General features: G+C 61.8%; 25 protein-coding genes. 9 read left to right on the top strand and 16 right to left on the bottom strand.

Annotated features, from left to right (window positions below; all coding sequences use genetic code 11):
• The first annotated feature begins 171 nt into the window (after nucleotides 1–171).
• Together IB263_RS04385 and IB263_RS04380 are read left to right on the top strand one after the other, a co-directional pair.
• Complete coding sequence (locus tag IB263_RS04385) at nucleotides 172–867, top strand: HAD family hydrolase (protein WP_034801280.1); 696 nt, start codon at nucleotides 172–174, stop codon at nucleotides 865–867.
• A gap of 228 nt (nucleotides 868–1,095) precedes the next feature.
• Nucleotides 1,096–2,202, top strand: a complete 1,107-nt coding sequence (locus IB263_RS04380) for an ABC transporter substrate-binding protein (RefSeq protein ID WP_034801278.1) — start codon at nucleotides 1,096–1,098, stop codon at nucleotides 2,200–2,202.
• Nucleotides 2,203–2,270: 68 nt separating this feature from the next.
• Here IB263_RS04380 and IB263_RS04375 read toward each other — a convergent pair whose 3' ends face one another.
• Complete coding sequence (locus IB263_RS04375) at nucleotides 2,271–2,822, bottom strand: hypothetical protein (RefSeq protein ID WP_060584362.1); 552 nt, start codon at nucleotides 2,820–2,822, stop codon at nucleotides 2,271–2,273.
• 281 nt (nucleotides 2,823–3,103) lie between these two features.
• Here IB263_RS04375 and thrC point away from each other — a divergent pair, with 281 nt between their 5' ends.
• From thrC to IB263_RS04355, 4 genes are all read left to right on the top strand, one after another.
• A complete protein-coding gene (thrC, locus tag IB263_RS04370; RefSeq protein ID WP_192437699.1) occupies nucleotides 3,104–4,504 on the top strand; it encodes a threonine synthase in 1,401 nt (466 codons plus the stop codon).
• Between the two features lie 16 nt (nucleotides 4,505–4,520).
• Nucleotides 4,521–5,822: a pitrilysin family protein gene (locus IB263_RS04365; protein ID WP_060516297.1), complete on the top strand. Its 1,302-nt coding sequence runs from the start codon at nucleotides 4,521–4,523 to the stop codon at nucleotides 5,820–5,822.
• A gap of 306 nt (nucleotides 5,823–6,128) precedes the next feature.
• Nucleotides 6,129–6,740 (top strand): GNAT family N-acetyltransferase, encoded by a 612-nt coding sequence (locus IB263_RS04360; RefSeq protein WP_034801272.1) that lies wholly within the window; start codon nucleotides 6,129–6,131, stop codon nucleotides 6,738–6,740.
• Nucleotides 6,740–9,649 (top strand): EAL domain-containing protein, encoded by a 2,910-nt coding sequence (locus tag IB263_RS04355; protein ID WP_034801269.1) that lies wholly within the window; start codon nucleotides 6,740–6,742, stop codon nucleotides 9,647–9,649. The genes IB263_RS04360 and IB263_RS04355 overlap by 1 nt, the downstream gene beginning before the upstream one ends.
• A gap of 115 nt (nucleotides 9,650–9,764) precedes the next feature.
• Here the strand turns inward: IB263_RS04355 and IB263_RS04350 are convergent, their stop codons facing one another.
• Nucleotides 9,765–10,370 carry a YqgE/AlgH family protein gene (locus IB263_RS04350; protein ID WP_034801471.1) on the bottom strand — a complete coding sequence of 202 codons (606 nt, stop codon included), beginning with the start codon at nucleotides 10,368–10,370 and terminating at the stop codon, nucleotides 9,765–9,767.
• Between the two features lie 169 nt (nucleotides 10,371–10,539).
• Between IB263_RS04350 and IB263_RS04345 the strand changes: the two genes are divergently transcribed.
• On the top strand, nucleotides 10,540–11,382 hold the full coding sequence (locus IB263_RS04345) for a protein-disulfide reductase DsbD domain-containing protein (protein WP_034801258.1): 843 nt from the start codon (nucleotides 10,540–10,542) through the stop codon (nucleotides 11,380–11,382).
• Between the two features lie 73 nt (nucleotides 11,383–11,455).
• Nucleotides 11,456–11,941, top strand: coding sequence for a peroxiredoxin (locus IB263_RS04340; RefSeq protein ID WP_034801256.1), 486 nt, complete (start codon nucleotides 11,456–11,458; stop codon nucleotides 11,939–11,941).
• A gap of 49 nt (nucleotides 11,942–11,990) precedes the next feature.
• Here the strand turns inward: IB263_RS04340 and rnhA are convergent, their stop codons facing one another.
• The 13 genes from rnhA to coxB form a co-directional block, all read right to left on the bottom strand.
• The gene (gene rnhA, locus IB263_RS04335; protein ID WP_034801253.1) at nucleotides 11,991–12,458 is read right to left on the bottom strand and encodes a ribonuclease HI; all 468 of its coding nucleotides are present in this window, start codon (nucleotides 12,456–12,458) and stop codon (nucleotides 11,991–11,993) included.
• The gene (locus tag IB263_RS04330; protein ID WP_060516301.1) at nucleotides 12,455–13,435 is read right to left on the bottom strand and encodes a homoserine kinase; all 981 of its coding nucleotides are present in this window, start codon (nucleotides 13,433–13,435) and stop codon (nucleotides 12,455–12,457) included. The genes rnhA and IB263_RS04330 overlap by 4 nt, the downstream gene beginning before the upstream one ends.
• A 40-nt stretch (nucleotides 13,436–13,475) precedes the next feature.
• Nucleotides 13,476–14,486: a 4-hydroxy-3-methylbut-2-enyl diphosphate reductase gene (ispH, locus tag IB263_RS04325; RefSeq protein ID WP_034801247.1), complete on the bottom strand. Its 1,011-nt coding sequence runs from the start codon at nucleotides 14,484–14,486 to the stop codon at nucleotides 13,476–13,478.
• Nucleotides 14,487–14,489: 3 nt separating this feature from the next.
• Nucleotides 14,490–14,855 (bottom strand): DUF1304 domain-containing protein, encoded by a 366-nt coding sequence (locus IB263_RS04320; protein ID WP_192437697.1) that lies wholly within the window; start codon nucleotides 14,853–14,855, stop codon nucleotides 14,490–14,492.
• Between the two features lie 54 nt (nucleotides 14,856–14,909).
• Nucleotides 14,910–15,677, bottom strand: a complete 768-nt coding sequence (locus IB263_RS04315; RefSeq protein ID WP_034801243.1) for an SURF1 family protein — start codon at nucleotides 15,675–15,677, stop codon at nucleotides 14,910–14,912.
• Entirely contained in the window at nucleotides 15,646–16,029 is a 384-nt protein-coding gene (locus tag IB263_RS04310; RefSeq protein ID WP_034801241.1) for a DUF983 domain-containing protein, read from the bottom strand. The genes IB263_RS04315 and IB263_RS04310 overlap by 32 nt, the downstream gene beginning before the upstream one ends.
• Nucleotides 16,026–16,514: a murein L,D-transpeptidase family protein gene (locus IB263_RS04305; RefSeq protein ID WP_060603869.1), complete on the bottom strand. Its 489-nt coding sequence runs from the start codon at nucleotides 16,512–16,514 to the stop codon at nucleotides 16,026–16,028. The genes IB263_RS04310 and IB263_RS04305 overlap by 4 nt, the downstream gene beginning before the upstream one ends.
• A 99-nt stretch (nucleotides 16,515–16,613) precedes the next feature.
• The gene (locus IB263_RS04300) at nucleotides 16,614–17,492 is read right to left on the bottom strand and encodes a cytochrome c oxidase subunit 3 (RefSeq protein WP_034801236.1); all 879 of its coding nucleotides are present in this window, start codon (nucleotides 17,490–17,492) and stop codon (nucleotides 16,614–16,616) included.
• 64 nt (nucleotides 17,493–17,556) lie between these two features.
• Nucleotides 17,557–18,150: a cytochrome c oxidase assembly protein gene (locus IB263_RS04295; RefSeq protein ID WP_034801235.1), complete on the bottom strand. Its 594-nt coding sequence runs from the start codon at nucleotides 18,148–18,150 to the stop codon at nucleotides 17,557–17,559.
• A gap of 11 nt (nucleotides 18,151–18,161) precedes the next feature.
• A complete protein-coding gene (locus tag IB263_RS04290) occupies nucleotides 18,162–18,302 on the bottom strand; it encodes a hypothetical protein (RefSeq protein ID WP_043619862.1) in 141 nt (46 codons plus the stop codon).
• On the bottom strand, nucleotides 18,302–19,258 hold the full coding sequence (locus IB263_RS04285; protein ID WP_034801469.1) for a heme o synthase: 957 nt from the start codon (nucleotides 19,256–19,258) through the stop codon (nucleotides 18,302–18,304). Before IB263_RS04285 ends, IB263_RS04290 begins: the two co-directional genes overlap by 1 nt.
• A gap of 98 nt (nucleotides 19,259–19,356) precedes the next feature.
• Entirely contained in the window at nucleotides 19,357–21,045 is a 1,689-nt protein-coding gene (ctaD, locus tag IB263_RS04280) for a cytochrome c oxidase subunit I (protein WP_034801224.1), read from the bottom strand.
• A 20-nt stretch (nucleotides 21,046–21,065) separates the two neighbouring features.
• A complete protein-coding gene (coxB, locus tag IB263_RS04275; protein ID WP_192437695.1) occupies nucleotides 21,066–21,947 on the bottom strand; it encodes a cytochrome c oxidase subunit II in 882 nt (293 codons plus the stop codon).
• A 365-nt stretch (nucleotides 21,948–22,312) separates the two neighbouring features.
• On the opposite strand from coxB, the gene IB263_RS04270 reads away from it, so the two are divergent.
• On the top strand, nucleotides 22,313–22,843 hold the full coding sequence (locus IB263_RS04270) for an invasion associated locus B family protein (RefSeq protein ID WP_034801218.1): 531 nt from the start codon (nucleotides 22,313–22,315) through the stop codon (nucleotides 22,841–22,843).
• Nucleotides 22,844–22,973: 130 nt separating this feature from the next.
• Here the strand turns inward: IB263_RS04270 and ribB are convergent, their stop codons facing one another.
• Complete coding sequence (gene ribB, locus IB263_RS04265) at nucleotides 22,974–24,074, bottom strand: 3,4-dihydroxy-2-butanone-4-phosphate synthase (protein ID WP_060516306.1); 1,101 nt, start codon at nucleotides 24,072–24,074, stop codon at nucleotides 22,974–22,976.
• Nucleotides 24,075–24,099: the final 25 nt, after the last annotated feature.

The following is a 24,099-nucleotide window of genomic DNA, read 5'->3' as shown; positions in this document are numbered from 1 at the left end:
ATAGAGCCGCGAAACAATGCTGTCGAGCAAGCGCACGGGCGGTTTCGATAATTTCCAATGGTTGAGCTTTGGCCTACCATCGTATAAAAGCTCTGCCGTACGAAAGCCCCGCGCCGCGCGAACATTCCTCCCCCCGCCTGCGGCGCCTCTCCTCCCAGGGAACTGTTCCATATGACCGGTATCGATCTCATCATTTTTGATTGCGACGGCGTTCTCGTCGATTCCGAAATCATCGCATCGGAAGTCGAAGCAGCACTGCTGACAGAAGCGGGTTACCCGATCAGCGTCGAGGAAATGGCGGAGCGTTTTGCCGGCATGACCTGGCACAACACGCTGCTGCAAATCGAGAAGGAAGCAAGCATCCCGCTTTCGGCCCAGCTCATCAGCAAGGTCGACGTCATCCTCGACGAGCGCCTTGCCCGCGACCTCAACATCATCGACGGCGTCAAGCCGATGCTGGCGCAGCTGACGCTGCCGCACTGCATCTGCTCCAACTCGACCTCGGCGCGGCTTGCCATGATGCTCGGCAAGGTCGGCATCAAGGACCATTTCGGCCGACACATCTATTCCGCGCGCGACCTCGGCGCCGACCGCGTCAAGCCGAAGCCGGATATCTTCCTGCACGGCGCCAAGCAGATGGGCGTCGACCCGTCGCGGGTGCTGGTGATCGAGGACTCCGTGCACGGCATCCACGGTGCACGTGCCGCTGGCATGCGCGTCGTCGGCTTCACCGGCGGTTCGCACACCCATCCCTCGCATGCCGACCAGCTGACCGAAGCGGGTGCGGAAACGGTGATTTCGCGCATGACGGCGTTGCCGGGCGTGATCGCGGCCCTTTCCGCATGGTCGGAGTCGATGACGGCCTGACTGGCCACAGGCGGTCGCACACCGCCATGCCCCTTTCGCTCCGGCTTTCGGCCGGAGCGGGAAAGAAGCCTTCGGCCAACACGGCAGACGTCCAATTAGACGCCGAGGGACATGATGACACATTGCAGTGGCGTCACGTCCCCTAGAAAATCTTCCCGGTTTTCGAGGAGCCGCGCACGAGGGCCGTACCAAGCAAGCCCCATCGGGGTATTTTTAGGAGGAAACACAATGCGTCTTTCAATGTTGACCGGCCTGACCCTGGCGGCCAGCGTCGCCTTCGGCCCGCTCGCCTTCGCCGACATCACCATTGGCGTGATCACGCCGCTCACCGGCCCGGTCGCGGCCTATGGCGAGCAGGTGAAGAACGGCGCGGAAACGGCTGCAGACGAGATCAACAAGGCTGGCGGCATCAATGGCGAGAAGATCGTGCTGAAGATGCTCGACGACGCCGGCGATCCGAAGCAGGCCGTTTCGGTTGCCAACCAGGCTGCTGGTGAAGGCATCCGCTACGTCGTCGGCCCGGTTCTGTCGGGCACCTCGATGGCGGCTTCGGACATCCTTGCCGAAAACGGCATCCTGATGGTGACGCCGACTGCAACGACGCCTGACCTCACCACCCGCGGTCTCTGGAACGTGCTGCGCACCTGCGGCCGCGACGACCAGCAGGCCGAAGTCGCCGCTGCCTATGTGGTCAAGAACCTCAAGGACAAGAAGATCGCCGTCCTCCACGACAAGGCGCCTTACGGCAAGGGCCTTGCTGACGGCTTCAAGAAGGCGATCAATGCCGGCGGCATTACCGAAGTCGTTTATGAAGGCCTGAACCCGGGCGACAAGGACTTCAGCGCGATCGTTACCCGCCTGAAGTCGGAAAACGTCGATGTCGTCTACTTCGGCGGCTATCATCCGGAAGGTGGCCTGCTGGCACGCCAGATGCACGACCAGGGCGTGAAGGCGCAGATCTTCGGCGGCGACGGCCTGTCCAACACCGAGTTCTGGGCAATCGGCGGCGAAGCTGCGACCGGCACGGTCTACACCAATGCCAGCGACGCGACCAGCAACCCCGCCTCGGCTCCGGCTGTCGAAGCGCTGAAGGCGAAAAACATCCCGGCCGAAGCCTTCACGCTCAACGCCTATGCTGCCGTCCAGGTGCTGAAGGCCGGCATCGAGAAGGCAGGCTCCGCCGAAGACGCGACCGCGGTTGCAACTGCGATCAAGTCTGGCGAAGCCATCGACACGGTTCTCGGCAAGCTGACCTACAGCGAAGCCGGCGACCTGACCTCGCAGGCTTTCTCGCTCTACAAGTGGGAAGGCGGCAAGAGCGTTCCGGCTGAATAAGCCGCACACAACGGAAATGAAAACGCCGGGGCAAGCCCCGGCGTTTTTTTTGCGGCATAGGCCGCTGCTTACTTCTTCTTGCCCTTGGCCGGCGGGCCTTCGTCGAAGCCCACATAGACGGTGACATTGGATCCGGCGCCGGCCGGCAGCGTCACGTCGGCCTTGGTGAAGACGAACTGGGCCGAACCGGTTGCAGGGATTTCCACCGCATGCTGCGTCAGTTCGGAATAGAGCGTCTTGTCTTCGTCGGTTGCAGCCACGCGGATCGGCATGGTGACCTTGCCGGGACCACCGGCAGGACCGCTGACGACGCGGCCCTGGACCACGACGGTTATCGTCAACGCGCTCTCGCTCTGCACGCATTGCCGCGTGGTGTCTGCCAGGGAGGCCTGATAGACGAGCTTCGTCGGGTCGTTCTTGGCCCCCTTTGCGTAGCTGGCATGCACATTTGTGCCGTCACGAATGACGACCTGCGGGCATGCGGCCTGAACGACGGCCGGCGTCGGAGCAGCGGCACTGCCGCCTGCGTCGATCGCCCCACCGGATTGCGTCTTATTGCAGCCGGCTAGGGCTGCGAGAAAAGATATTGCGAGAACAGGCCGGGAAACTTTGCCAAACACGTTGAACAACCTCTGCTGGACCGGTTGAAACTCCTTGACCGAAATCTCGGCCGGAAGACCTTTCATGGCCTTCGGGCATCGTCTATAGCAGCGACAAACTGAAAAATCGATTGGGTCAGTCCGTCCCTTCCGAATTTTCCGAAGCTAGTTTTGCGACCGGAAATTGGGTCGGTGACAAGAATAGATGCAGACTTTGTCAAGGACTGACGCAATAAGACGAGCGTGTCGCGACGACGTTTCCCAAGGTCGCCGCAATCCTTGAGGTGGGACGAAGGACAACGATGGTGAAGTATATCTCGACGCGCGGCGAAGCCGCTCCTCTCGGCTTCTGCGACGCGCTGCTTGCCGGTCTTGCGCGCGATGGCGGTCTCTATCTCCCCAAGGAATGGCCGAAGTTTTCCAAGAAGGAAATTCGCGGCCTGCGCGGCAAATCCTACCAGGACATTGCCTTTACCGTGCTCGAACCCTTCATCAATGGCGAGATCCCGGCGGCCAAGTTCCGCGAAATGATCGACGAGGCCTATGCCACCTTCCGCCACCCGGCGGTGGCGCCGCTGGTGCAGACCGGACCGAACGCCTTCGTCATGGAGCTCTTCCATGGCTCGACGCTCGCCTTCAAGGACGTGGCGATGCAACTGCTCGCCCGGCTGATGGACTATGTGCTTTCCGAACGCGGCGAGCGCGCCACCATCGTCGGCGCGACTTCGGGCGACACCGGGGGCGCCGCCATCGACGCCTTTGCCGGTCGTGAGCGCACCGACATCTTCATTCTTTTCCCGCACGGCAAAGTCTCGCCGGTGCAGCAGCGGCAGATGACGACCTCGAGCGCATCGAACGTCCATGCGATTGCAGTCAACGGCAACTTCGACGACTGCCAGAACCTCGTCAAAGCGATGTTCAACGACGCCGCCTTCCGCGACCGCGTCAAGCTTTCGGGTGTCAACTCGATCAACTGGGCGCGCATCATGGCCCAGATCGTCTATTACTTCACGACGGCGCTCGCGCTCGGCGGCCCAGACCGCAAGATTTCTTTCACGGTCCCCACCGGCAACTTCGGCGATATCTTCGCCGGCTACGTCGCCAAGCGCATGGGCCTGCCGATCGACAAGCTGATCATCGCCACCAACGAAAACGACATTCTCGCCCGCACGCTGAAGACCGGCCGCTACGAGATGCGCGACGTCAAGGCGACCACCGCACCGTCGATGGACATCCAGATCTCGTCGAACTTCGAACGGCTTCTGTTCGAGGCGAACGACCGCGACCCGGGCGAAATCCGCTCGGCGATGGATGGGCTGAAGCAGTCCGGTTCCTTCACCATCCGCGAAAAGGCGCTGAAGGCGATCCGCAAGGAGTTCCGCGCCGGTCGCGCCTCGGAGAAAGAAGTCGCCAAGACGATCGCAAAGACGCTTGCAGACACGGGCTATCTGCTCGATCCGCATAGCGCCGTCGGCGTCTTCGTCGCCGCCAAACACGAGAAGGCATCCGCTCCCATGGTGACGCTTGCCACCGCCCATCCGGCGAAATTCCCGGACGCGGTAAAATCGGCAAGTGGTATTGACCCGGCGCTTCCGACGTGGCTTGCTGACCTGATGAACAGGGAGGAGCGTTTCGATATCCTGGATCCGGACCTGAAAACCGTCGAAACCTTTATCGGCGAGCGTACCCGTCTCCGGGGGTAAGAACGAGAAGAAACGTATGATGAAAGTTGAGTGCACCCGGCTCCCTTCCGGGTTGACGGTGGTAACCGAGCAGATGCCGCATCTCGAAAGTGTGGCGCTCGGCGTGTGGATCAAGTCCGGTTCGCGCAATGAAACTCTCGGCGAACATGGCATTGCCCATCTGCTGGAGCACATGGCTTTCAAGGGCACCGCGCGGCGCACCGCCCGCCAGATTGCCGAAGAGATCGAAAACGTCGGTGGAGAGGTCAATGCTGCGACCTCCACCGAAACGACCTCCTATTATGCCAGGGTTCTCAAGGACCACGTGCCGCTTGCTGTCGATATTCTCGCCGACATTCTGACCGAGTCCAGCTTCGACGAGGAAGAACTGCGCCGCGAGAAGCACGTGATCCTGCAGGAGATCGGCGCTGCCGACGACACACCCGACGATGTCGTCTTCGACCGCTTCGCCGAGACCGCCTATCGCAATCAGACCGTCGGCCGGCCGATCCTCGGCACGCCGGACACGGTCATGTCGTTCTCCGCCGACCAGATCCGGCACTATCTCGGCCGCAACTACACGACCGACCGCATGTTCGTGGTCGCCGCCGGCGCCGTCGAACACGAATCCTTTGTTCGCCAGGTCGAAGAACGCTTCTCGTCATTGCCGCGCACACCGATCGCAACGCCCGTGCTCGAAACTGCCCTCTACACCGGCGGCGAGAGCCGCGAAACCCGCGACCTGATGGACGCGCAGGTGCTGCTCGGCTTTGAAGGCAAGGCTTACCACGCGCGCGACTTCTATTGCTCGCAGATCCTCGCCAACATTCTCGGCGGCGGCATGTCCTCGCGCCTTTTCCAGGAAGTGCGCGAGCATCGTGGCCTCTGTTATTCGGTCTATGCCTTCCACTGGGGTTTCTCCGACACCGGCATCTTCGGCGTGCATGCTGCGACCGGCGGCGAGAACCTGCCGGAGCTGATGCCGGTCATCGTCGATGAACTGCGCAAATCCTCGATGAACATCGAGCAGCAGGAAATCGAGCGCGCCCGTGCCCAGATCCGCGCACAGCTTTTGATGGGCCAGGAAAGCCCGGCGGCCCGTGCCGGCCAGATCGCCCGTCAGATGATGCTCTACGGTCGCCCGATCCCGAATGAAGAACTGATGGAGCGCCTCTCCGGCATCACCATCGAACGCCTGACCGACCTTGCCGGTCGGCTGTTCTTCGACACCACGCCGACGCTTTCGGCGATCGGCCCGCTGGAACAGCTTGCCCCGATGGGCGACATCCTGTCGTCACTGACCGGCAAGGCCGCCGTCCCGCACGCCGTCGCAAGCTAAGACGAAGGCTGAACGGCCGGGCTCCATTTCATCAAAACGATGAAGCGATCCCGGCCTCCCAAGCATTGCGCAATTTCGCAATGGAGGCGCTTTCAAGCGTCGCCTGGAAACTGCGTTCGGCCAGCCGGCGCGCCACGGATGATGACCGCATGTCCGAATGGTGAAGTCTTTGCGACTTTTCGCAAAATCGGATTCGATTTGCGCGCAAAGTTGTGCAACGTTTCGATTTGTGACGGCGCAAAGACGTGCCGTCGGGCGGATGGTACAAGGTCCTCGCGCGTAAACGGAACGGCCTCGGAGGCAGCTATGACACGATCGGTTTTTCGGTTCCTGTCGCGGCAGCCGGAGACGGTCGAAATCGCTGACCAGAATTACCTGCTCCGCCTCCCCCGCTATTCCGATTATCGCCAGTGGTATCAGCTCAGAAGCGACAGCCGCGCCTTCCTGGAGCCGTGGGAGCCGACCTGGCGCACCGACGAAATGACCGAGAGCGCCTTCCGCGGCCGGGTCGTCCGCAACGAGCAGGAATATGCCTCCGGCCAGGCGGTGCCGCTCTTCCTTTTCCACAAGCCAGGCGAGGTCCTGCTCGGCGGACTGACGATCGGCCACATTCGCCGCGGCGCCGGGCAAAACTGCATGATCGGCTACTGGATGGGCGCGCGCCACGCGGGCAAAGGCCACATGTTTGCGGCCCTCAGGCTCGCGATCCCCTACATCTTTTCGACCCTTGAGTTGCACCGTATTGAAGCAGCCTGTATTCCGGACAACTCAAGAAGCATCCGGCTCCTTGAAAAGGCCGGTTTTGAGCGTGAAGGCTATTTAAGACAGTACTTGAGAATCAACGGCCAGTGGCGAGACCATCTGCTCTTTTCTCTCCTGTCCGACGATGCCCTACCGAACAGGAATATGCCCCTTTGATGCCTCTAGCCCGCTCGCCCTTCGCCTGGTCAGCCTCCAAGCTGGCAGCGTTTCTGATAACGCTCACGACGATTTTCTGTGCGCTCGGCGGCGCGGCCCAGGCTTTGGAGCCGGTCAAGATTTCGCGTGAAGACACGGCGCTCGACCTGACGGCAACGACCGAAATCTACAGCGGCCGCAACGAAGCCTTTCAGGTTTCGACAGCACCCGGAACCGACGGCATCGTGCGCCGCATCGAAGTGCGCTCCAACAGTGCGGACCATCAGGGCGACTGGGCTGTGTTCGCGCTCGCCAACGTTTCGGCCGAACCGCTCGACCGCGTGATCGTCGCACCGCATTTCCGACTGGTGAATTCCAAGCTCTTCTGGCCGGACCTCGGCTCCAAGCGCATTCTTTCGATCACGCCAAGCGAAGGCTCCGCGCTCAGCCGCGAACCGAGCGACGAGGCGGACGTTTTCCGCATCACGCTGGCGCCGGGCGTCATCATCACCTTCGTCGCCGAGCTGGCAACACCGGAACTGCCGCAGATCTATCTCTGGGAGCCGGACTCCTACAAGGACACGGTCAACGCCTTCACGCTCTATCGCGGCATCGTGCTCGGCATTGCCGGCCTGCTTGCGGTGTTCCTGACCATCCTTTTCGTCGTCAAGGGAACCTCGATGCTGCCGGCAACGGCAGCCCTTGCCTGGGCCGTTCTCGCCTATATCTGCGTCGACTTCGGCTTCCTGTCGAAGCTCATCAGCGTGACGGCGGGGGACGAGCGAATATGGCGCGCGGGCACAGAGGTCTTCCTTGCGGCCGGCCTCGTGATCTTCCTGTTCACATACCTCAATCTCAACCGCTGGCACCAGCATCTCGGCTATGCGACGCTCGCCTGGATCCTCGGCCTCGGCCTGCTCTTCGGCGTCGCCGTCTACGACCCGGCGATCGCATCCGGCATCGCCCGCCTCTCCTTCGCGCTGACCGGCACGGTCGGCATCGTCCTGATCGCCTATCTCGGCTTCAACCGCTACGACCGCGCGATCCTTCTCGTTCCCGCCTGGCTGCTTATCCTCGTCTGGCTCTTCGGCGCCTGGCTGACGGTCACCGGCCAGCTCGCCAACGACATCGTGCAGCCGGCGCTCGGCGGTGGTCTCGTGCTGATCGTACTGTTGATCGGCTTTACCGTCATGCAGCACGCGGTCGCGGGCAGCGGCTATCAGCAGGGCCTGTTCTCCGATCTCGAGCGCCAGTCGCTGGCGCTTACCGGCTCCGGCGACACCGTCTGGGACTGGGACGTCGCCCGCGACCGGGTGGTGACGATGCCCGATATCTCGACGCAGCTCGGCCTCTCGCTCGGCAGCATGCACGGCCCCTTGCGCAACTGGCTTCCGCGGCTTCACCCTGACGATCGCGACCGCTTCCGCGCCACACTCGACGTGTTGCTGGAACGCCGCCGCGGCAAGCTGAACCATGAATTCCGCGTACGCGCCGAGGACGGCCACTATCACTGGCTCTCGATCCGTGCCCGGCCGGTGCTTGGTGCCAACGGCGAAATCATCCGCTGCGTCGGCACGATCATCGACATTACCGAACAGCGCAACTCGGTCGAACGGCTGCTGCACAACGCCCTGCTCGACAATCTGACCGGGCTTCCGAACCGTCAGGTCTTCCTCGACCGGCTGCAGGCGATGCTCTTGATGGCCGACGGCAGCAACTCGGTCCGCCCGACGGTGCTTGCGATCGACATCGACCGCTACAAGCAGGTCAACGATCTCTTGGGCATTGCCGCCGGCGATAACATCCTCATCGCGCTGACGCGGCGCCTGCGCCGGTTGCTGCGCCCGCAGGATACGCTGGCCCGCCTCGGTGGCGACCAGTTCGGCCTGATCCTGATGTCCGAGCGCGATCCGGCCAAAGTCGCCGATTTCGCCGATGCGGTGAGCAAGGCGATCATGGTGCCCCTCAACTACGGCAACCGCGAAATCAACCTGACCGCATCGATCGGGCTCGTCTCCTGGCTCGACCAGGAACAGAGTGCGACCGGCCTTCTCGACGACGCAGAGCTCGCGATGTTCCGGGCCAAGAAGGAAGGCGGCAACCGCGTCGAGCCTTTCCGCCCGGCCTTCCGCACCTCCGGCTCGGACCGCATGCAGCTTGAAGCCGATCTCAAGAAGGCAATCGAGCGCAAGGAACTTTCTCTCGTCTACCAGCCGATCGTGCGATTGAACGATGCCGAGATCGCCGGCTTCGAGGCCCTGATGCGCTGGGATCACCCCAAGCGTGGCAACATCTCGCCGACCGAGTTCATCCCGATCGCCGAGAATTCCGACCTCATCAACCAGCTCGGCATGTTCGCCTTCGACCGGGCGACCAGCGACCTGACGGAATGGCAGCTGCAGACCGGCGATCTGCCGATCTTCGTCTCGATCAACCTTTCGAGCGCGCAGCTTCTCAACAATGAGCTTTATGACGACGTCCGTGCCATTCTCACCAAGAACCGCTGCGACCCGGGCAAGGTGAAGATGGAGCTGACGGAATCGCTGGTAATGGAAAATCCGGAGCAGGCCCGTCTCGTACTCGAAAAGCTGAAGGAAGCCGGTCTCAAGCTGGCACTCGACGACTTCGGCACAGGCCACTCGTCGCTCTCCTACCTCACCCGCTTCCCCTTCGACACGATCAAGATCGACAAGGCGCTGGTGCGCGACCCAAGCGACAAGCGCGGCATCCTCTTGCGCTCCGTCATCACGATGGCGCGCGAGCTCGACATGCAGGTGGTGGCCGAGGGCATCGAATCCGAGGACGACGCAATCCAGCTGTCGCAGATGGGCTGCGACTATGGGCAGAGCTTCCTCTTCGGTCCGCCGATCGGTTCGGAATCGATCCAGCGCCTGCTGAAGGAACGCTTTCCACTGATGAAGCGGGCGTAATCGCCAAGGCGACGCCGCTCAGCGCGCAGACCAACGTCTCCAGGCCCGTCGGTTACAATCCGACGGGCTTTTCATTTCTGCATCAAGGATCTGGGAAAGGTCGGTCAGCCGCCAATCAGGCGTGGCCGGCATCCATGGAGAGCATCGCGGCCGAAACACCCATCAGCGCCAGCGCCCGATCGTATTTGTCGTCGAGCGCCTTGTCGAAGATCAGTTCATCGCGCGCCGGGCATGTGAGCCAGCCATTCTGGGTGATTTCCGATTCGAGCTGGCCCGGTCCCCACCCGGCGTAGCCGAGCATCATTGTCGCGCGCACAGGCCCCTCCCCGCGCGAAATGGCGCGGACGATGTCGAGCGTCGCCGTCAGGCAGATATCGTCGCTGACGGGAATGCTGGAATCGCTCAGATAATCGTCGGAATGCAGCACGAAGCCGCGCCCGGTCTCGACCGGACCGCCCGCCTGAATCTGGAAATCCCGTGTTACCTGCGGGAGTCGGATCGCCTCGTCCTCATCGAGAAGATCGAGGTGAAGCAGCACGTCGGGGAAGGTCAGTTGCTGAGGCCGGTTGAGAATGAAGCCCATGGCGCCATCGTCCGAATGGGCGCAGATGAAGATGACCGTGCGAGCGAAATTGGCGTCAAACATCCCGGGCATGGCGATCAGGAACTGACCGTCAAGAAAGCCTCGCTCGCGTCTCTTTTGCGCCATCGGAGTAGCCATCATGCGAACAGCCTATCAATTCGCCGCGAAATGAAAAGCGCCTCAGCGTCGCGGCCCATAATTATTGCACGCACGGCGTTCACTTCGCCGTGTCCGATCAAGCAATTATGATCGTTGCGTCCGTCGCAGCGTCTGGAGCGGTTTTGGCAAAAGCGATATTGCTTGCCGTATGATCCAGTGCTTCACCCACCAGAAAATGGCCCAGTTCATCGGCGCGGCAAGCCTTGCCGGCTGTTTTTTTCTCCCCTTCGGCGCCAACGCGGCCACCAGCGAGTGGGTCACCTCCCCCGGCGGCATGATCCGTCTGGTCGCCGCCCAGCCCAAAGAGGATGGCACGATCCCGGCGACGCTGGAGGTCAAGCTCAACCCTGGCTGGAAGACCTATTGGCGCGAGCCGGGTGCAAGCGGCATTCCCCCGCAGGTGACGCTCGACCCGGCAGGCGACGTGGAGCTGGAAAAGATCGGCTTCCCGGTGCCCAAGACGTTCGACGACGGCGTCGTGCGCTACATCGGCTATGACAGGCCGGTCGCCTTTCCGCTGACCTTGAAGCGCGTCCACGGCAGCGGCGACGTTACCATTCGCGCCTCCGTGTTCCTCGGCATCTGCGAGGACATCTGCATCCCCATTCAGGGCGAGCTAACGCTCGCCATCAAGCAAGGCGGCTTCGACAATCCGCTCGACGGCGCGCGGATCGACGATGCCGTTGCCGCGTTGCCGGAGGCGCCGTCGGCTGATTTCTCGGTGACGGCGAGCCGCTACGATGCCGACAAGGCGCTGATGCATCTGTCGGTTCGCCTGCCCGCCGACGACAAGGATCCGGAACTCTTTCTCGCCGGACCTTCAGGCATTTCGTTCGGCAAGCCTGAGATCCTGCCTGCAGGCGACAGGGCGTTAAACGCAGCCGTTCCGGTGAGGCTCACGGGCAAGGACAGGGAACTCAAAGGCAAGCCGATCGTTTTGACTGTGCGCGCCCAGGGCCGCAGCATGGAGACGACCCTTGCCTTTGATTAGGGCGCATCTATAGTCCGCCGAGTTCTCCGACGAGTGCGGAGAAGCGAGACGCAAGCAACGCAAGGAGAGCGCCGTGACCATTGCCGTCGGAGACAAGCTGCCAGCCGCAACCTTCAAGGAAAAGACCGCCGACGGTCCCGTCGAGGTCACCACCGATCAGCTCTTTGCCGGCAAGCGCGTCGTGCTCTTTGCCGTTCCCGGCGCGTTCACGCCCACCTGCTCGCTCAACCACCTGCCCGGCTATCTCGAAAACCGCGACGCGATCCTTGCCCGCGGTGTCGACGACATCGCCGTGGTCTCGGTCAACGACCTGCATGTGATGGGTGCCTGGGCGACCACGTCGGGCGGCATGGGCAAGATTCACTTCCTCTCGGACTGGAACGCCGCCTTCACCAAGGCGCTCGGTATGGACATCGACCTGTCGGCCGGCACGCTCGGTGTGCGCTCCAAGCGCTATTCGATGCTCGTCGAGGACGGCGTGGTGAAGTCGCTCAATCTCGAAGAAAGCCCTGGCCAGGCGACCGTTTCGGGCGCCGCCGCCATGCTCGAGCAGCTCTGAGCGCAGAAGCGAGTGCAAATGAAAAACGGGCCTCTACGGCCCGTTTTTTTCATTTCACGAGAAGTGAGTCCGAACGGCGCCCCTTCTTATAGGGTTCCATGCCCTTGCGGGCGAGCTCGTCGGCGCGTTCGTTTTCCGGATGACCGGCATGGCCCTTGACCCAGTGCCATGTCACCTTGTGGCGGCGATTGGCTTCGTCGAGCCGCTGCCAGAGCTCGCCGTTTTTCACCGGCTTCTTGTCCGCAGTCTTCCAGCCGTTCTTCTTCCAGCCGTGGATCCACTTGGAGATGCCGTCCATCACATATTTGCTGTCGGTGTAGAGATCGACCTCGCAGGCGCTCTTCAGGGCGTCGAGCGCCGAGATTGCCGCCAGCAGCTCCATGCGGTTGTTGGTGGTCTCGGCCTCGCCGCCGGACAGCTCCTTTTCCACCTCGCCATAGCGCAGCACAGCGCCCCAGCCGCCCGGCCCCGGATTGCCCGAGCAGGCACCGTCGGTGAAGATATCGACATGTTTCATGCCTGACCCCCGTCCCGGCGCAGGCCATATTCGGCGCTGGACGTAATCGCCCGGTGGAACCGGATCTTCGTCAGATATTCGAGCGGATCTTTCTTGACCACCAACGCGCCCGCGGGCGTCATCAGCCAGTCGTAGAGGCGCGTCAGGAAGAAGCGCAGCGCCGAGCCGCGGCAAAGCAGCGGCAGGGCGTCGACCTCGGCGGGCGTCAGCTTGCGCACGCTCTCGTAGCCCGAAAGCATCGCCATGCCCTTGGTGATGTTGTAGGAGCCGTTCTTCTCGAAGCACCAGGAATTGAGGCAGACGGCGACGTCATAGGCGAGATAGTCGTTGCAGGCGAAGTAGAAGTCGATCAGCCCGGAGAGCTGGTCGCCGAGGAAGAAGACGTTGTCCGGAAAGAGATCGGCGTGGATGACGCCTTCCGGCAGCGATTTCGGCCAATGGCGCTCCAGATGTTCGAGCTCCGCCGATATCTCGTCCTTGAGACCTGCCTGAACCTCATCGGCGCGCACTTCGGAATTGACCCAGAGCGGCCGCCAGCCGCCGACGGAGAGCGCATTGGTGCGCTTCAGCGCAAAGCCTTCGCCGGCGACGTGCATGGCCGCCAGCGCCTTGCCCACTTCGTGGCAGTGCTTGGCTTCAGGCTTTCTCAGCCACATGCCCTCGAGGAAGGAGATGACGGCGGCAGGGCGGCCGGAGAGCTCACCGAGCAACTCGCCGTCGGCGCGCGGCAATGGCAGCGGGCAGGACAACCCACGCTCGGCCAGATGATGCATGAGGCCCAGGAAGAACGGCAGGTCGCCGGCATTCACGCGCTTTTCGTAGAGCGTGAGGATGTAGGAGCCTTTGGTCGTGTGCAGCAGGAAATTGGAGTTCTCGACACCCTCGGCGATCCCCTTGTAGGAGGTCAGCTGGCCGACGTCGTAAGCGGTGAGAAAACGGGCGAGATCGTCTTCCGTAATATCGGTGTAAACGGCCAAGGGTGTCCACTCTCAAGAAAATGCGGGCAGGGAATGCGGCTTATTCGCCGTTGACGAAGGCCATGTCGGCAGCCGTCAGCGGCACGTGGCGGATCTCGCGGTTGACGAGGAAGTTCTCGTTCTCCTCGACCGTATCGGCAAGCTCCACCGAAGCGTCGTAGCGTTCGCGAAACGCCTCGATGATCTCGTTGACGATTACTTCCGGCGCAGACGCGCCGGCCGACAGGCCGACCGTAGAGATATCGCCGATTTCGTCCCAGTCGATTTCCGACGCCCGCTGGACCAGCACGGATTTTTTCGCACCGGCCCGAAGGGCCACCTCGACAAGCCGCTTGGAATTGGACGAGTTGGGCGCGCCGACGACCAGGAACAGGTCGCAACCGGGTGCTGCCTGCTTCACCGCCTCCTGGCGATTGGTGGTGGCGTAGCAAATCGAATCGGCGGCGGGCGCCGTCAGGTTCGGGAAGCGCTCGTGCAGCCGCTTGATGACGCCGGCGGTGTCGTCGACCGACAGTGTCGTCTGGGTGACGAAACCAAGATTGTCCGGGTCCGGCGGCTGATAGACGTCGGCGTCCTCGACGGTCTCGACCAGCGATACCGTGCCTTCAGGCAATTGGCCCATAGTGCCGATCACTTCCGGATGGCCGGCATGGCCGATCAGGACCACATGGCGGCCGAGGCGGTTGTGGCGCATCGCCTGCTTGTGGACTTTGGAGACCAGCGGACAGGTGGCGTCGAGATAGAAAAGGTTGCGGGCATCCGCGTCGGCGGGCACCGATTTCGGCACGCCGTGCGCCGAAAAGACGACCGGTTGCTTGCGGTGCTCCGGCGGGATCTCGTCGAGCTCTTCAACGAAGATTGCGCCCTTGGCTTCGAGGCCTTCGACGACGTAGCGATTGTGGACGATCTCATGGCGGACATAGACCGGTGCGCCGAATTCCTTCAGCGCCAGGACGACGATCTGGATCGCGCGGTCGACGCCGGCGCAAAAGCCGCGCGGGCCGCAAAGGCGGATGGTGATCGGGGATTTTTCTGCCGCTGATGATGCCATGGATCAGGATGCCATTAGTAGGAAAACGAGCGCTGCGATCGCCGGGCCGCCCTGGATGAGGAGGATGCGCGGCTTGACCGACCACGCGCCATATATAGCGGCAACGACCACGCACACAAGGAAGAACACCTTCAGCTGAAAGGCAAAGGCGGCTTCCGCCTGGATCAACGACCAGATCAGACCGGCGGCAAGAAAGCCGTTGTAGAGCCCCTGGTTGGCCGCGAGCACCCGTGTTGTCTCGGCCTGCTCGGCCGTCATGCGGAACACGGCCCTTCCCTTCGGCCCGGTCCACAGGACAATTTCAAGCACCAGAAAACCGATATGCAGCAAGCCGGTCAAAGCAATCAATGTGTTTGCAATGATCGTCATAATTGCTCCCACCGCCGTTCGTCCCACACGGTTAGCATGACGGCAAACGCGAGACTATCGCCCGCGGCGCATTGCATAGATGCCGCTGACCAACACCAGAGCCGCTGCCAGCCCATACCAGGTCAGCGCATATTGCAGGTGGTTGTTGGGCAGGTCGAACTGGGTGACACCGCCAATCGGCAGACCGCCCGGATTGGGCGTCGCATCGGCATCGACGAACAGCGGCACGACCTTGTCGGCGGGAAGGCCGACGGAAGACGCCATCGTATCGAGATCCTTCCAGTAGAAGATGTTCTTGGCGAGGTCGTTGTCGGGAACGAGCGACGACGGCTTTCCGTCAAGCTTCGGCCTTGCAAGACCATGAACGCCGACGAAGGCGGGAAGCTCGCCGGCAAGCCGGGTCGATGCATCCTTCTGCTCGAAAGGCACGAAACCGCGATTGACGAAGAGAAAACGGTCGTCGTCCAGCCGTAGCGGCGTGAAGACGTAATAGCCGGTGCGGCCATTGAACGTCGCGAAGAAATGCCGCTCCTTGGTGTGGTCGAACCCACCGGTCACCGAAACCGTGCGGTAGTCGATGTCGCCACCGTCAGCGAGGATCTTCTCGATCTCGGCAAGCGTCGCCGGCGGCGCAGACCTGCGCTCGGCCATGGCCGAAAGCAAGCTTTCCTTCCAGTGTAGCCGCTGCATCTGCCAGGTACCGAGAGAGACAAGAATGGCAAATGTCGCGACGAGCAGCAGCAACGTGCCGATGCGGCCGATCAGGCCACGCTTTTTGCTGGTCGCGATCTCAGCCACGGTCGATCTCGCCGGGACGCGCATTGTTGCGGTATTGCAGGTTGATCAGGATACCCTTCAGCATCCGCGTCAGGCCGAGGCTGAAGATCACCGCAAGCGGGATCCACAAGATGAAATGCAGCCAGAGCGGCGGGTTGAAGTTGACCTCCGCCCAGAGCGCCGCGCCGACGACAATGAAGCCGACGATCAGGATCACGAAGACCACCGGACCGTCGCCGGCATCGGCGAACTTGTAGTCGAGATCACAGCTTGCGCAGGCGGGCTTGACCTTCAGAAACCCGTCGAAAAGCTTGCCCTGGCCGCAGCGCGGGCAAAGCCCCTTGATCCCGGTCATCACCGGGTCAACCGGCGGGAAATGTGCCTTGTCTTCACTCACGGCTTGATCTCGATTGGCGTGTTGTTGGGAACCATGGCCCAGATTTCTTCCATTTCGGCATTGGTAACGGCAATGCAGCCATTCGTCCAATCGAAGCGCTGCGTCAAAAAGGCCAGCCAGCCGAAATAATTGGGCTGGCCATGGATCATGATCATGCCGCCCGGATCGACACCGTTCGCGGCAGCGGCAGAGACATCGGCCGGCGCCGGATAAGAGACGTGGATGGACTTGTAGTAACCGCTGCCGGGATTGCGCCAGTCGAGAGAATAGAGCCCTTCCGGCGTCCTCTGGTCTCCCTCCTGACGCTTGTGACCGATGGGGTTGCCGCCGAGGGCAACCGTGTATTCACGGATCACCTGGTCACCTTGGAAGAGCTGCAACAGCCGCCGCTCCTTGTGCACGACAACCCTGTCCGCGCTATCGGCCGCCGCAGCGGGAAAACCGCCGGATACCACTAGCGTCGCAGCCACCAAGGCCAACCTCATTTCCGTCTCCCATCAAGCCGATCGGCGGCACACCACCAAAAGAACAAGGCGGCTGCATGACTGCAACCGCCTTGTTCCTTGACTTAGATGCTCGCGCTATCAGCCGTGCGCGATCGGCGCGCCCCAGCTTCCCCAGATGTAGATGGAGAAGAACAGGAACAGCCAGACGACGTCAACGAAGTGCCAGTACCAGGCGGCCGCTTCGAAGCCGAAGTGCTGCTTCGGTGTGAAGTCACCACGCAGTGCACGGAACAGGCAAACGAGCAGGAAGATCGTGCCGACCAGAACGTGGAAGCCGTGGAAACCGGTCGCCATGAAGAAGGTCGCGCCGTAGATCGAGTCCTTGAAGGCGAAGGGAGCGTGGGCGTATTCGTACGCCTGGACGAAGGAGAATAGCACGCCGAGCACGACCGTCAGCGTCAGGCCGTTGATCAGGCCCTTGCGGTCATTGTGCAGCAGCGCGTGATGCGCCCAAGTCACCGTCGTGCCCGACAAAAGCAGGATGACGGTGTTGTAGAGCGGCAGGTGCCACGGATCGAGCACTTCGATGCCCTTCGGCGGCCAGACGCCACCGGTGAAGGTAGCGCGGGTTGCCTGGATGGCTTCGCCCGGGAACAGGCTCGCATCGAAGAAGGCCCAGAACCAGGCCGCGAAGAACATCACTTCAGAAGCGATGAACATGAGCATGCCGTAGCGCAGATGCAGCGAAACGACGCGGGTGTGGTGGCCCTCGTGCGCTTCCTTCACCGTGTCCGACCACCAGCCGTACATGGTGTAGAGCACGATGATGAGGCCTGCGAGCAGGATCCAGACGTTGGCAAGCTCGAGGCCGAAGATCTTCAGCGAGCTACCCGACAGGTAACGCATGTAGCAGATGCCGCCGAACGCCATGACAAAGGCGCCGATGGAAGCAAGCAGCGGCCAGGGGCTCGGGTCGATGATGTGGTAGTCGTGATTCTTCTGATGCGCACCGGCCATGTCAGTAATCCCCGATATGTCTCTCTCTTGTCGCCCTTCCGGCATAGCCGAAAAGGACCTCCAGTCAAAGTTTGTTCTGTTCCGTCTTCACCTGCGCGACCGGTTTCGACGGTTCGCGCGGATAGAAGGTATAGGAAAGGGTCAGCGTCTTGATGTCCTTGGTCTCCACCGCCTTGACCATGTCCGGATCGACGAAGAATACCACCGGCATCTCCATCTCCTCTCCCGGCTGCAGGGTCGTCTCGGTGAAGCAGAAGCACTGGACCTTGTTGAAATAGGCGCCCGCCTGCATCGGCGTGACGTTGAAGGTCGCCTGGCCCGTCGTCGGCTTCGACGACAGGTTCTTTGCCTTGTACATCACCTGCACCGTTTCACCGATGCGGATGTCGATGTCGCGCTGGACCGGCTTGAACTCCCAGGGCAGGCCCCCGGAAGTGTTCGCGTCAAAGGTGACCTTGACCTTCTCGTCGAGGATGACGTCGGACGCCTGCTCGACGCGCTGCGTCGTGCCGTTATAGCCGGTGACGCGGCAGAACATGTCGTAAAGCGGTACAGCCGCATAGGCCATGCCCACCATGCCGCCAACGAAGGCGAGGCAAGTGCCGACGACGACGCGGTTGGAGCGCTGCGAGCTTGTGGTCTGCGGTGATTTCGTCATGCCATTTCGCCTCAGTTGACCATGCCGTTGCCGAACTTGATCAGCGTGACGATGTAGAAGAGGACGACGAGGCCGAAAAGCACGAAGCCGAGCGCGATGTTGCGGCCGCGGCGCGATTTCTTCTGGGCATCAGTGAGCTTGACGGTTTCCATCAGGCAATACTCCCGGCATTCAGCCAGATATTGACGATCAGGTGATCCGCCATCAGGGCGGAGAAGATCACGAACAGATACATGATCGAGAAGGCAAAGAGCTTCTTGGCCGGCAGCATGCGCTCATCTGATTCCGGCATGCGCAGCACGCCGATCGAGTACCATACGAAGCCAAGGCCGAGGGCCGCTGCGACTGCGCCGTAACCAATGCTCGCAAAACCGAGCAAGGTGGGACAGATGCCGATAAGTGCGGTCAGAACGGCGTAGATGACGATCTGCTTCTTGGTGGTCGCCTGGCCGCAGACATTTGGCATCATCGGTACGCCGACAGCGCCGTAGTCGCCCATCTTGAAGAGGGCGAGCGCCCAGAAATGCGCCGGGGTCCATAGGAAGGTGATCAGGAAAAGCACGATGCTTTCGACCGATACGGCGCCGGTCACGCAGGCCCAGCCGATCATCGGCGGGAAAGCGCCGGCAGCACCGCCGATGACGATGTTCTGCGGCGTCGAGCGCTTCAGCCACATCGTGTAGATGACCACGTAGAAGAAGATGGTGAAGGCGAGCAACCCGGCTGCGAGCCAATTGACGGCGAGCCCGAGGATGATCACGGAAAAAGCAGACAGCGTCAGGCCGAATGCCAGCGCTTCCTGCGGCAGGATCTTGCCTGCCGGGATCGGGCGCTTGGCGGTACGGGTCATGACCGCGTCGATGTCGGCGTCATACCACATGTTCAGCGCGCCCGAGGCGCCAGCGCCGACAGCGATGCAGAGGATGGCGATGAAACCGATGAAAGGATTGATGTGTCCTGGTGCCAGCACCAGCCCGGCGAATGCCGTGAAGACGACCAGGGACATGACACGCGGCTTCAAAAGCTCGAAGTAATCGCGCGCAGAGGCTTCGGACAGGCGCGGTACGCCTTCCATGCCGACTGCTTCGTGATTGTCGATGACCGTCATGTCCTGTCCCTGCAAAAGTCCCGGCCGCAAGGGCCGTGTGTCGCCGGTTGCCCGGCGGGGTGAAGCCGCCGGAACCGGCGGCTTCTGTTCGTTGCCCGTCACTTGATGCGCGGGAGCTGTTCCCACTGGTGGAACGGCGGCGGCGAAGACAGCTGCCATTCCAGAGTGTTCGCGCCCTCGCCCCACGGGTTGTCGCCAGCGACGCGCTTCTTGGCGAAGGCTTCGAAGACGCCGAAGAGGAAGATCAGGACGCCGACGGCTGCGATGTAGGAGCCGTAGGACGAAACCATGTTCCAGCCGGCATAAGCATCCGGATAGTCGATGTAACGGCGCGGCATGCCTGCGAGGCCGAGGAAGTGCTGCGGGAAGAAGATCAGGTTCACGCCGATGAACATGACCCAGAAGTGCAGCTTGCCGACGAACTCGGAGTACATGTAGCCGGTCATCTTCGGGAACCAGTAGTACCAGGCAGCAAAGATTGCGAAGACAGCGCCGAGCGACAGAACGTAGTGGAAGTGAGCAACCACGTAGTAGGTGTCGTGCAGCGAGCGGTCGAGGCCGGCGTTGGCGAGCTGAACGCCCGTGACGCCACCGACGGTGAACAGGAAGATGAAGCCGATCGCCCAGACCATCGGGGTCGTGAAGCGGATCGAACCACCCCACATCGTCGCGATCCACGAGAAGATCTTAACGCCCGTCGGAACAGCGATGACCATCGTCGCGAAGACGAAGTAGCGCTGCGTGTCGAGCGACATGCCGACGGTGTACATGTGGTGTGCCCACACGATGAAGCCGACGGCGCCGATCGCGACCATGGCGTAGGCCATGCCGAGGTAGCCGAAGATCGGCTTGCGCGAGAAAGTGGAAACGATGTGGCTGACGATGCCGAAGCCCGGCAGGATCAGGATGTAGACTTCCGGGTGACCGAAGAACCAGAACAGGTGCTGGAACAGGATCGGGTCGCCGCCGCCTTCAGGCGCGAAGAAGGCCGTGCCGAAGTTGCGGTCGGTGAGCAGCATGGTGATGCCGCCTGCCAGAACCGGCAGCGAGAGCAGAAGCAGGAAGGCGGTGATCAGAACCGACCAGGCAAAGAGCGGCATCTTGTGCAGCGTCATGCCCGGAGCGCGCATGTTCAGGATCGTGGTGATGAAGTTGATCGCACCGAGGATCGAGGACGCGCCGGCAATGTGCAGGCCGAGGATGACGAAGTCCATCGCCGGTCCTGGCATGCCCGATGTCGAGAATGGCGGATAGATCGTCCACCCTCCCCCTGCGCCGTAGGCACCGGCCGGGCCTTCGACGAACATCGAAAGCAGCACGAGCAGGAAGGCCGGAATGATCAGCCAGAAGGAGATGTTGTTCATGCGCGGGAACGCCATGTCCGGCGCACCGATCATGATCGGAACCATCCAGTTGGCGAAGCCACCGATCAGCGCCGGCATGACCATGAAGAAGATCATGATGAGCGCGTGCGCGGTCGTGAACACGTTGAACATGTGCTTGCCGCCGTCGATGGCAGCATCGCCCTCGAAGCCGTAAACCATCTGCGCCAGGCCGTGGAAGATCTGGATGCCCGGCTCCTGGAGCTCGGCGCGCATGAAGATGGACAGCGTGCCGCCGATGATGCCCGCGAAAATCGCGAAGATCAGGTAGAGCGTGCCGATGTCCTTGTGGTTGGTCGACAGGAACCAGCGCTGGAAGAAGCTCAAAGGCTTATGCGCATGGTCTGCGTGGCCATGATCGGAGTGATCATGGCGTTGGTCGTGATGAACGGCTGTTCCAGCCATGGGTCGAGCTCCCCTTCCGATTACTGTGCGGCGTTAGCGGCGACGTCGACGGTCTTGGCCGAGTCGATGGACGCCATGAGCGCCTTGTTCGCATCGCCAACATTCGTTGCGGCGGCTGCGAGCCAGGTGTCGTATTTTTCCTGCGAAACCACGCGGATGGCGATCGGCATGTAAGCGTGATCCTTACCGCAGAGCTCGGAACACTGGCCGTAGTAGAGACCTTCGCGCTCGGCCTTGAACCAGGTTTCGTTCAGGCGACCGGGAACGGCGTCGATCTTCACGCCAAAGGCAGGCACTGCAAAAGCGTGGATGACGTCAGCAGCGGTGACGAGAACACGAACCGTCTTGCCGACCGGCACGACGACTTCGTTGTCGACGGCGAGCAGGCGCGGATATTCTTTCTTGTCTTCCTTGCCGAGCGTCGCGCGATCTTCTTCCTTCATCATGATGCTGTCGAAGGTGAGCGGGCTTTCGCCGACTTCATACTCGTAGGACCAGTACCACTGGTTGCCGGTCGCCTTGAGCGTCAGGTCCGGATTGGCCGGCGGCGTCAGCTGCGCGGTCAGGAGCTGGAAGGACGGAATGGCGAGGAAGAGAAGGATGACGACCGGACCGACGGTCCAGACGACTTCGATCGCGGTGTTGTGGCTGGTCTTGGACGGAACCGGGTTCGCGCTTTCGCGGAACTTGATCACAACGATGATCAAAAGGAGGAGAACGAAGAGAGTAATCGGAATGATGAACCACAGGGTATAATGTTCAAACCACGTGATTTCTTCCATGATGCCCGTAGCGGCCGTCTGAAAATTCGTCTGCCATTCGACAGGCTTGTCAGCAAAGGCGCTCGAAGCAAAAAGCAGACAGGCAAGCGCTGCCAGAACTGCATAAGCCTTGTTTTTCACAATGTGTCTCCCCAATGCGCTTGATCAGGATCAAACCGGAACGCAGAATCCCTGCGATACTGCTGCGCTTCAAACCACAGTTTGTCCGATGCCGCAACATCTGACCAATCAACCCCATGCGGCATTTTTGCACAAACGCAGCTTTTCACACAGGCACCCCTCGAAACCCGTGGCGAAACCACCTATAGGGGCTCTTCTGCGCGCTTGGCGATCCGATTGCACAGCGCTTTGACGCGGCGCGCCGGATAGGGCGCCCAACCCGCCCAATTTCCGCCATATGGCGCTGGAATGTGCCCCGCAGGGCTTTTCATTTATTCCTGCGCGCTTCAAGAATAGCCCTGATGATTCGACGTTTTGAGGTTTACATGGGCCTGCCCCTCTTTTCCCGACTGTCGGCCTTCGCCGCCTTCGGCCTTGCCGTTCTCGCTCTCCCGGCTCAAAGCCTGGCCCAGCAGCCCGCCGGAACACCCGGCACGGTCAAGTCCAACCATGGCGCATGGTCGATCGTCTGCGATCAGCCGCCGGGCGCCTCCGCTGACCAGTGCGCGCTGATGCAAAACGTCATCGCCGAAGACCGGCCCGAAGTTGGCCTGTCGGTGGTCGTTTTGAAGACTGCGGATCGCAAGGCCAAGATCCTGCGCGTACTCGCTCCGCTCGGCGTGCTTCTGCCGAACGGCCTCGGCCTGAACGTCGACGGCAAGGATATCGGCCGCGCCTATTTCGTGCGTTGCTTCTCCGACGGCTGCTACGCAGAAGTGGTGCTCGAGGACGAACTCTTGAAGACCTTCCGTTCCGGTGCGACGGCGACCTTCATCGTCTTCCAGTCACCCGAAGAAGGCATCGGCATCCCTGTCGACCTCAAGGGCTTCGGCGAAGGCTACGACGCGCTGCCCTGAACGGCGACAAATTCAAAGACAAACAAAAAGCCGCGCTTCGAGCGCGGCTTTTTTGTTGGCTGCCGCCGAGCATAAAAGACAAGGCCCGGATCGATGATCCGGGCCTGATGCATGCGAGAGCGACGCGTCTTTAGATGATGTCAGTCCCGACGATCTTGATGCCGAAGCCTTCGAGGCCGACATAGTGGCGTTCGCGCGAAGCGAGCAGCCTGATGGAGCTGATGCCGAGATCCTTCAGGATCTGCGCGCCGAGGCCGATTTCCAGCCACTCGTTTTCGCGCGCCTGCGCCTCGTCGTGCGCTTCGCGCTCGTGCTTGCCCTTGCGCGCCGTCTGCGACACGCCGACGCCGACCGAGCCTTCGCGCAGATAGACGATGACCCCCCTGCCCTCATCGGCAATGCGCTTCATGATGCGGTCGATCTGGCAGTCCCTGCCGAAGACGTCGGCGCCGACATTTTCGAGATGCAGGCGAACCGGGATATCGACGCCGTCACGGATGTCGCCAAAGACGACGGCGAGATGCTGCATCGGATCCCAGGGCAGAGAATAGGAATGTCCCTTGGCCGCACCATAGGGCGTCTCGATATCGAAGGAGCCGCCATGCTCGATCAGCGTTTCCTTGCGCTGGCGATAGGCGATGAGATCGGCGACCGAAACCTGCTTCAGGCCATGGGTGTCGGCGAAGCTCGCCACCTGCGGCCCACGCATGACCGTTCCGTCGTCATTGACGAGTTCGCAGATGACGCCGATCGGCGGCAGGCTGGCGAGCCTGCAGAGGTCGACGGCAGCTTCCGTATGGCCGGAGCGCATGAGAACGCCGCCTTCGCGCGCGACCAGCGGGAAAATGTGGCCGGGGCGAACGAAGTCCGTCGGCCCGACATTGGGATTGGCGAGGTTGCGTACCGTCAGCGTGCGGTCGTCGGCGGAAATGCCCGTCGTCGTACCGTGCTTGAAGTCGACCGAGACTGTGAAGGCGGTGGTGTGCGCGGAATCGTTTTCCGCCACCATGGCGTTGAGGTTCAGGCGCTTGGCCTCCTCGCGCGGCATCGGCGTGCAGACGATGCCCGAGGTGTGGCGCACGATGAAGGCCATCTTTTCCGGCGTGCAATGCACCGCCGCGACGATCAGGTCGCCCTCGTTCTCGCGGCCGTCGTCATCGGTGACGACGACGATTTCGCCGGCCTCAAAGGCGCGAATGGCATCGACGACACGCTTCTGATCATAGGACATGGTGTTCTTCCCGAATTGTCTGGGC

Source organism: Ensifer sp. ENS03, from assembly GCF_014852035.1.
In the GTDB taxonomy this organism is placed as follows: domain Bacteria; phylum Pseudomonadota; class Alphaproteobacteria; order Rhizobiales; family Rhizobiaceae; genus Ensifer; species Ensifer adhaerens.
This window is presented reverse-complemented; position numbering and strand designations above follow the sequence as displayed.

Excerpts from the sequence above, each read along its gene's own strand:
- IB263_RS04290 (WP_043619862.1), bottom strand. The coding sequence starts at position 18,302 with ATGGAAACCGTCAAGCTCACTGATGCCCAGAAGAAATCGCGCCGCGGC.
- IB263_RS04345 (WP_034801258.1), top strand. The coding sequence starts at position 10,540 with ATGATCCAGTGCTTCACCCACCAGAAAATGGCCCAGTTCATCGGCGCG.
- IB263_RS04350 (WP_034801471.1), bottom strand. The coding sequence starts at position 10,370 with ATGGCTACTCCGATGGCGCAAAAGAGACGCGAGCGAGGCTTTCTTGAC.
- thrC (WP_192437699.1), top strand. The coding sequence starts at position 3,104 with ATGGTGAAGTATATCTCGACGCGCGGCGAAGCCGCTCCTCTCGGCTTC.
- IB263_RS04355 (WP_034801269.1), top strand. The coding sequence starts at position 6,740 with ATGCCTCTAGCCCGCTCGCCCTTCGCCTGGTCAGCCTCCAAGCTGGCA.
- rnhA (WP_034801253.1), bottom strand. The coding sequence starts at position 12,458 with ATGAAACATGTCGATATCTTCACCGACGGTGCCTGCTCGGGCAATCCG.
- ribB (WP_060516306.1), bottom strand. The coding sequence starts at position 24,074 with ATGTCCTATGATCAGAAGCGTGTCGTCGATGCCATTCGCGCCTTTGAG.
- IB263_RS04365 (WP_060516297.1), top strand. The coding sequence starts at position 4,521 with ATGATGAAAGTTGAGTGCACCCGGCTCCCTTCCGGGTTGACGGTGGTA.
- IB263_RS04270 (WP_034801218.1), top strand. The coding sequence starts at position 22,313 with ATGGGCCTGCCCCTCTTTTCCCGACTGTCGGCCTTCGCCGCCTTCGGC.
- IB263_RS04320 (WP_192437697.1), bottom strand. The coding sequence starts at position 14,855 with ATGACGATCATTGCAAACACATTGATTGCTTTGACCGGCTTGCTGCAT.
- IB263_RS04315 (WP_034801243.1), bottom strand. The coding sequence starts at position 15,677 with ATGCGCGTCCCGGCGAGATCGACCGTGGCTGAGATCGCGACCAGCAAA.
- IB263_RS04300 (WP_034801236.1), bottom strand. The coding sequence starts at position 17,492 with ATGGCCGGTGCGCATCAGAAGAATCACGACTACCACATCATCGACCCG.
- ispH (WP_034801247.1), bottom strand. The coding sequence starts at position 14,486 with ATGGCATCATCAGCGGCAGAAAAATCCCCGATCACCATCCGCCTTTGC.
- ctaD (WP_034801224.1), bottom strand. The coding sequence starts at position 21,045 with ATGGCTGGAACAGCCGTTCATCACGACCAACGCCATGATCACTCCGAT.
- IB263_RS04380 (WP_034801278.1), top strand. The coding sequence starts at position 1,096 with ATGCGTCTTTCAATGTTGACCGGCCTGACCCTGGCGGCCAGCGTCGCC.
- IB263_RS04285 (WP_034801469.1), bottom strand. The coding sequence starts at position 19,258 with ATGACGGTCATCGACAATCACGAAGCAGTCGGCATGGAAGGCGTACCG.
- IB263_RS04295 (WP_034801235.1), bottom strand. The coding sequence starts at position 18,150 with ATGACGAAATCACCGCAGACCACAAGCTCGCAGCGCTCCAACCGCGTC.
- IB263_RS04305 (WP_060603869.1), bottom strand. The coding sequence starts at position 16,514 with ATGAGGTTGGCCTTGGTGGCTGCGACGCTAGTGGTATCCGGCGGTTTT.
- IB263_RS04385 (WP_034801280.1), top strand. The coding sequence starts at position 172 with ATGACCGGTATCGATCTCATCATTTTTGATTGCGACGGCGTTCTCGTC.
- IB263_RS04360 (WP_034801272.1), top strand. The coding sequence starts at position 6,129 with ATGACACGATCGGTTTTTCGGTTCCTGTCGCGGCAGCCGGAGACGGTC.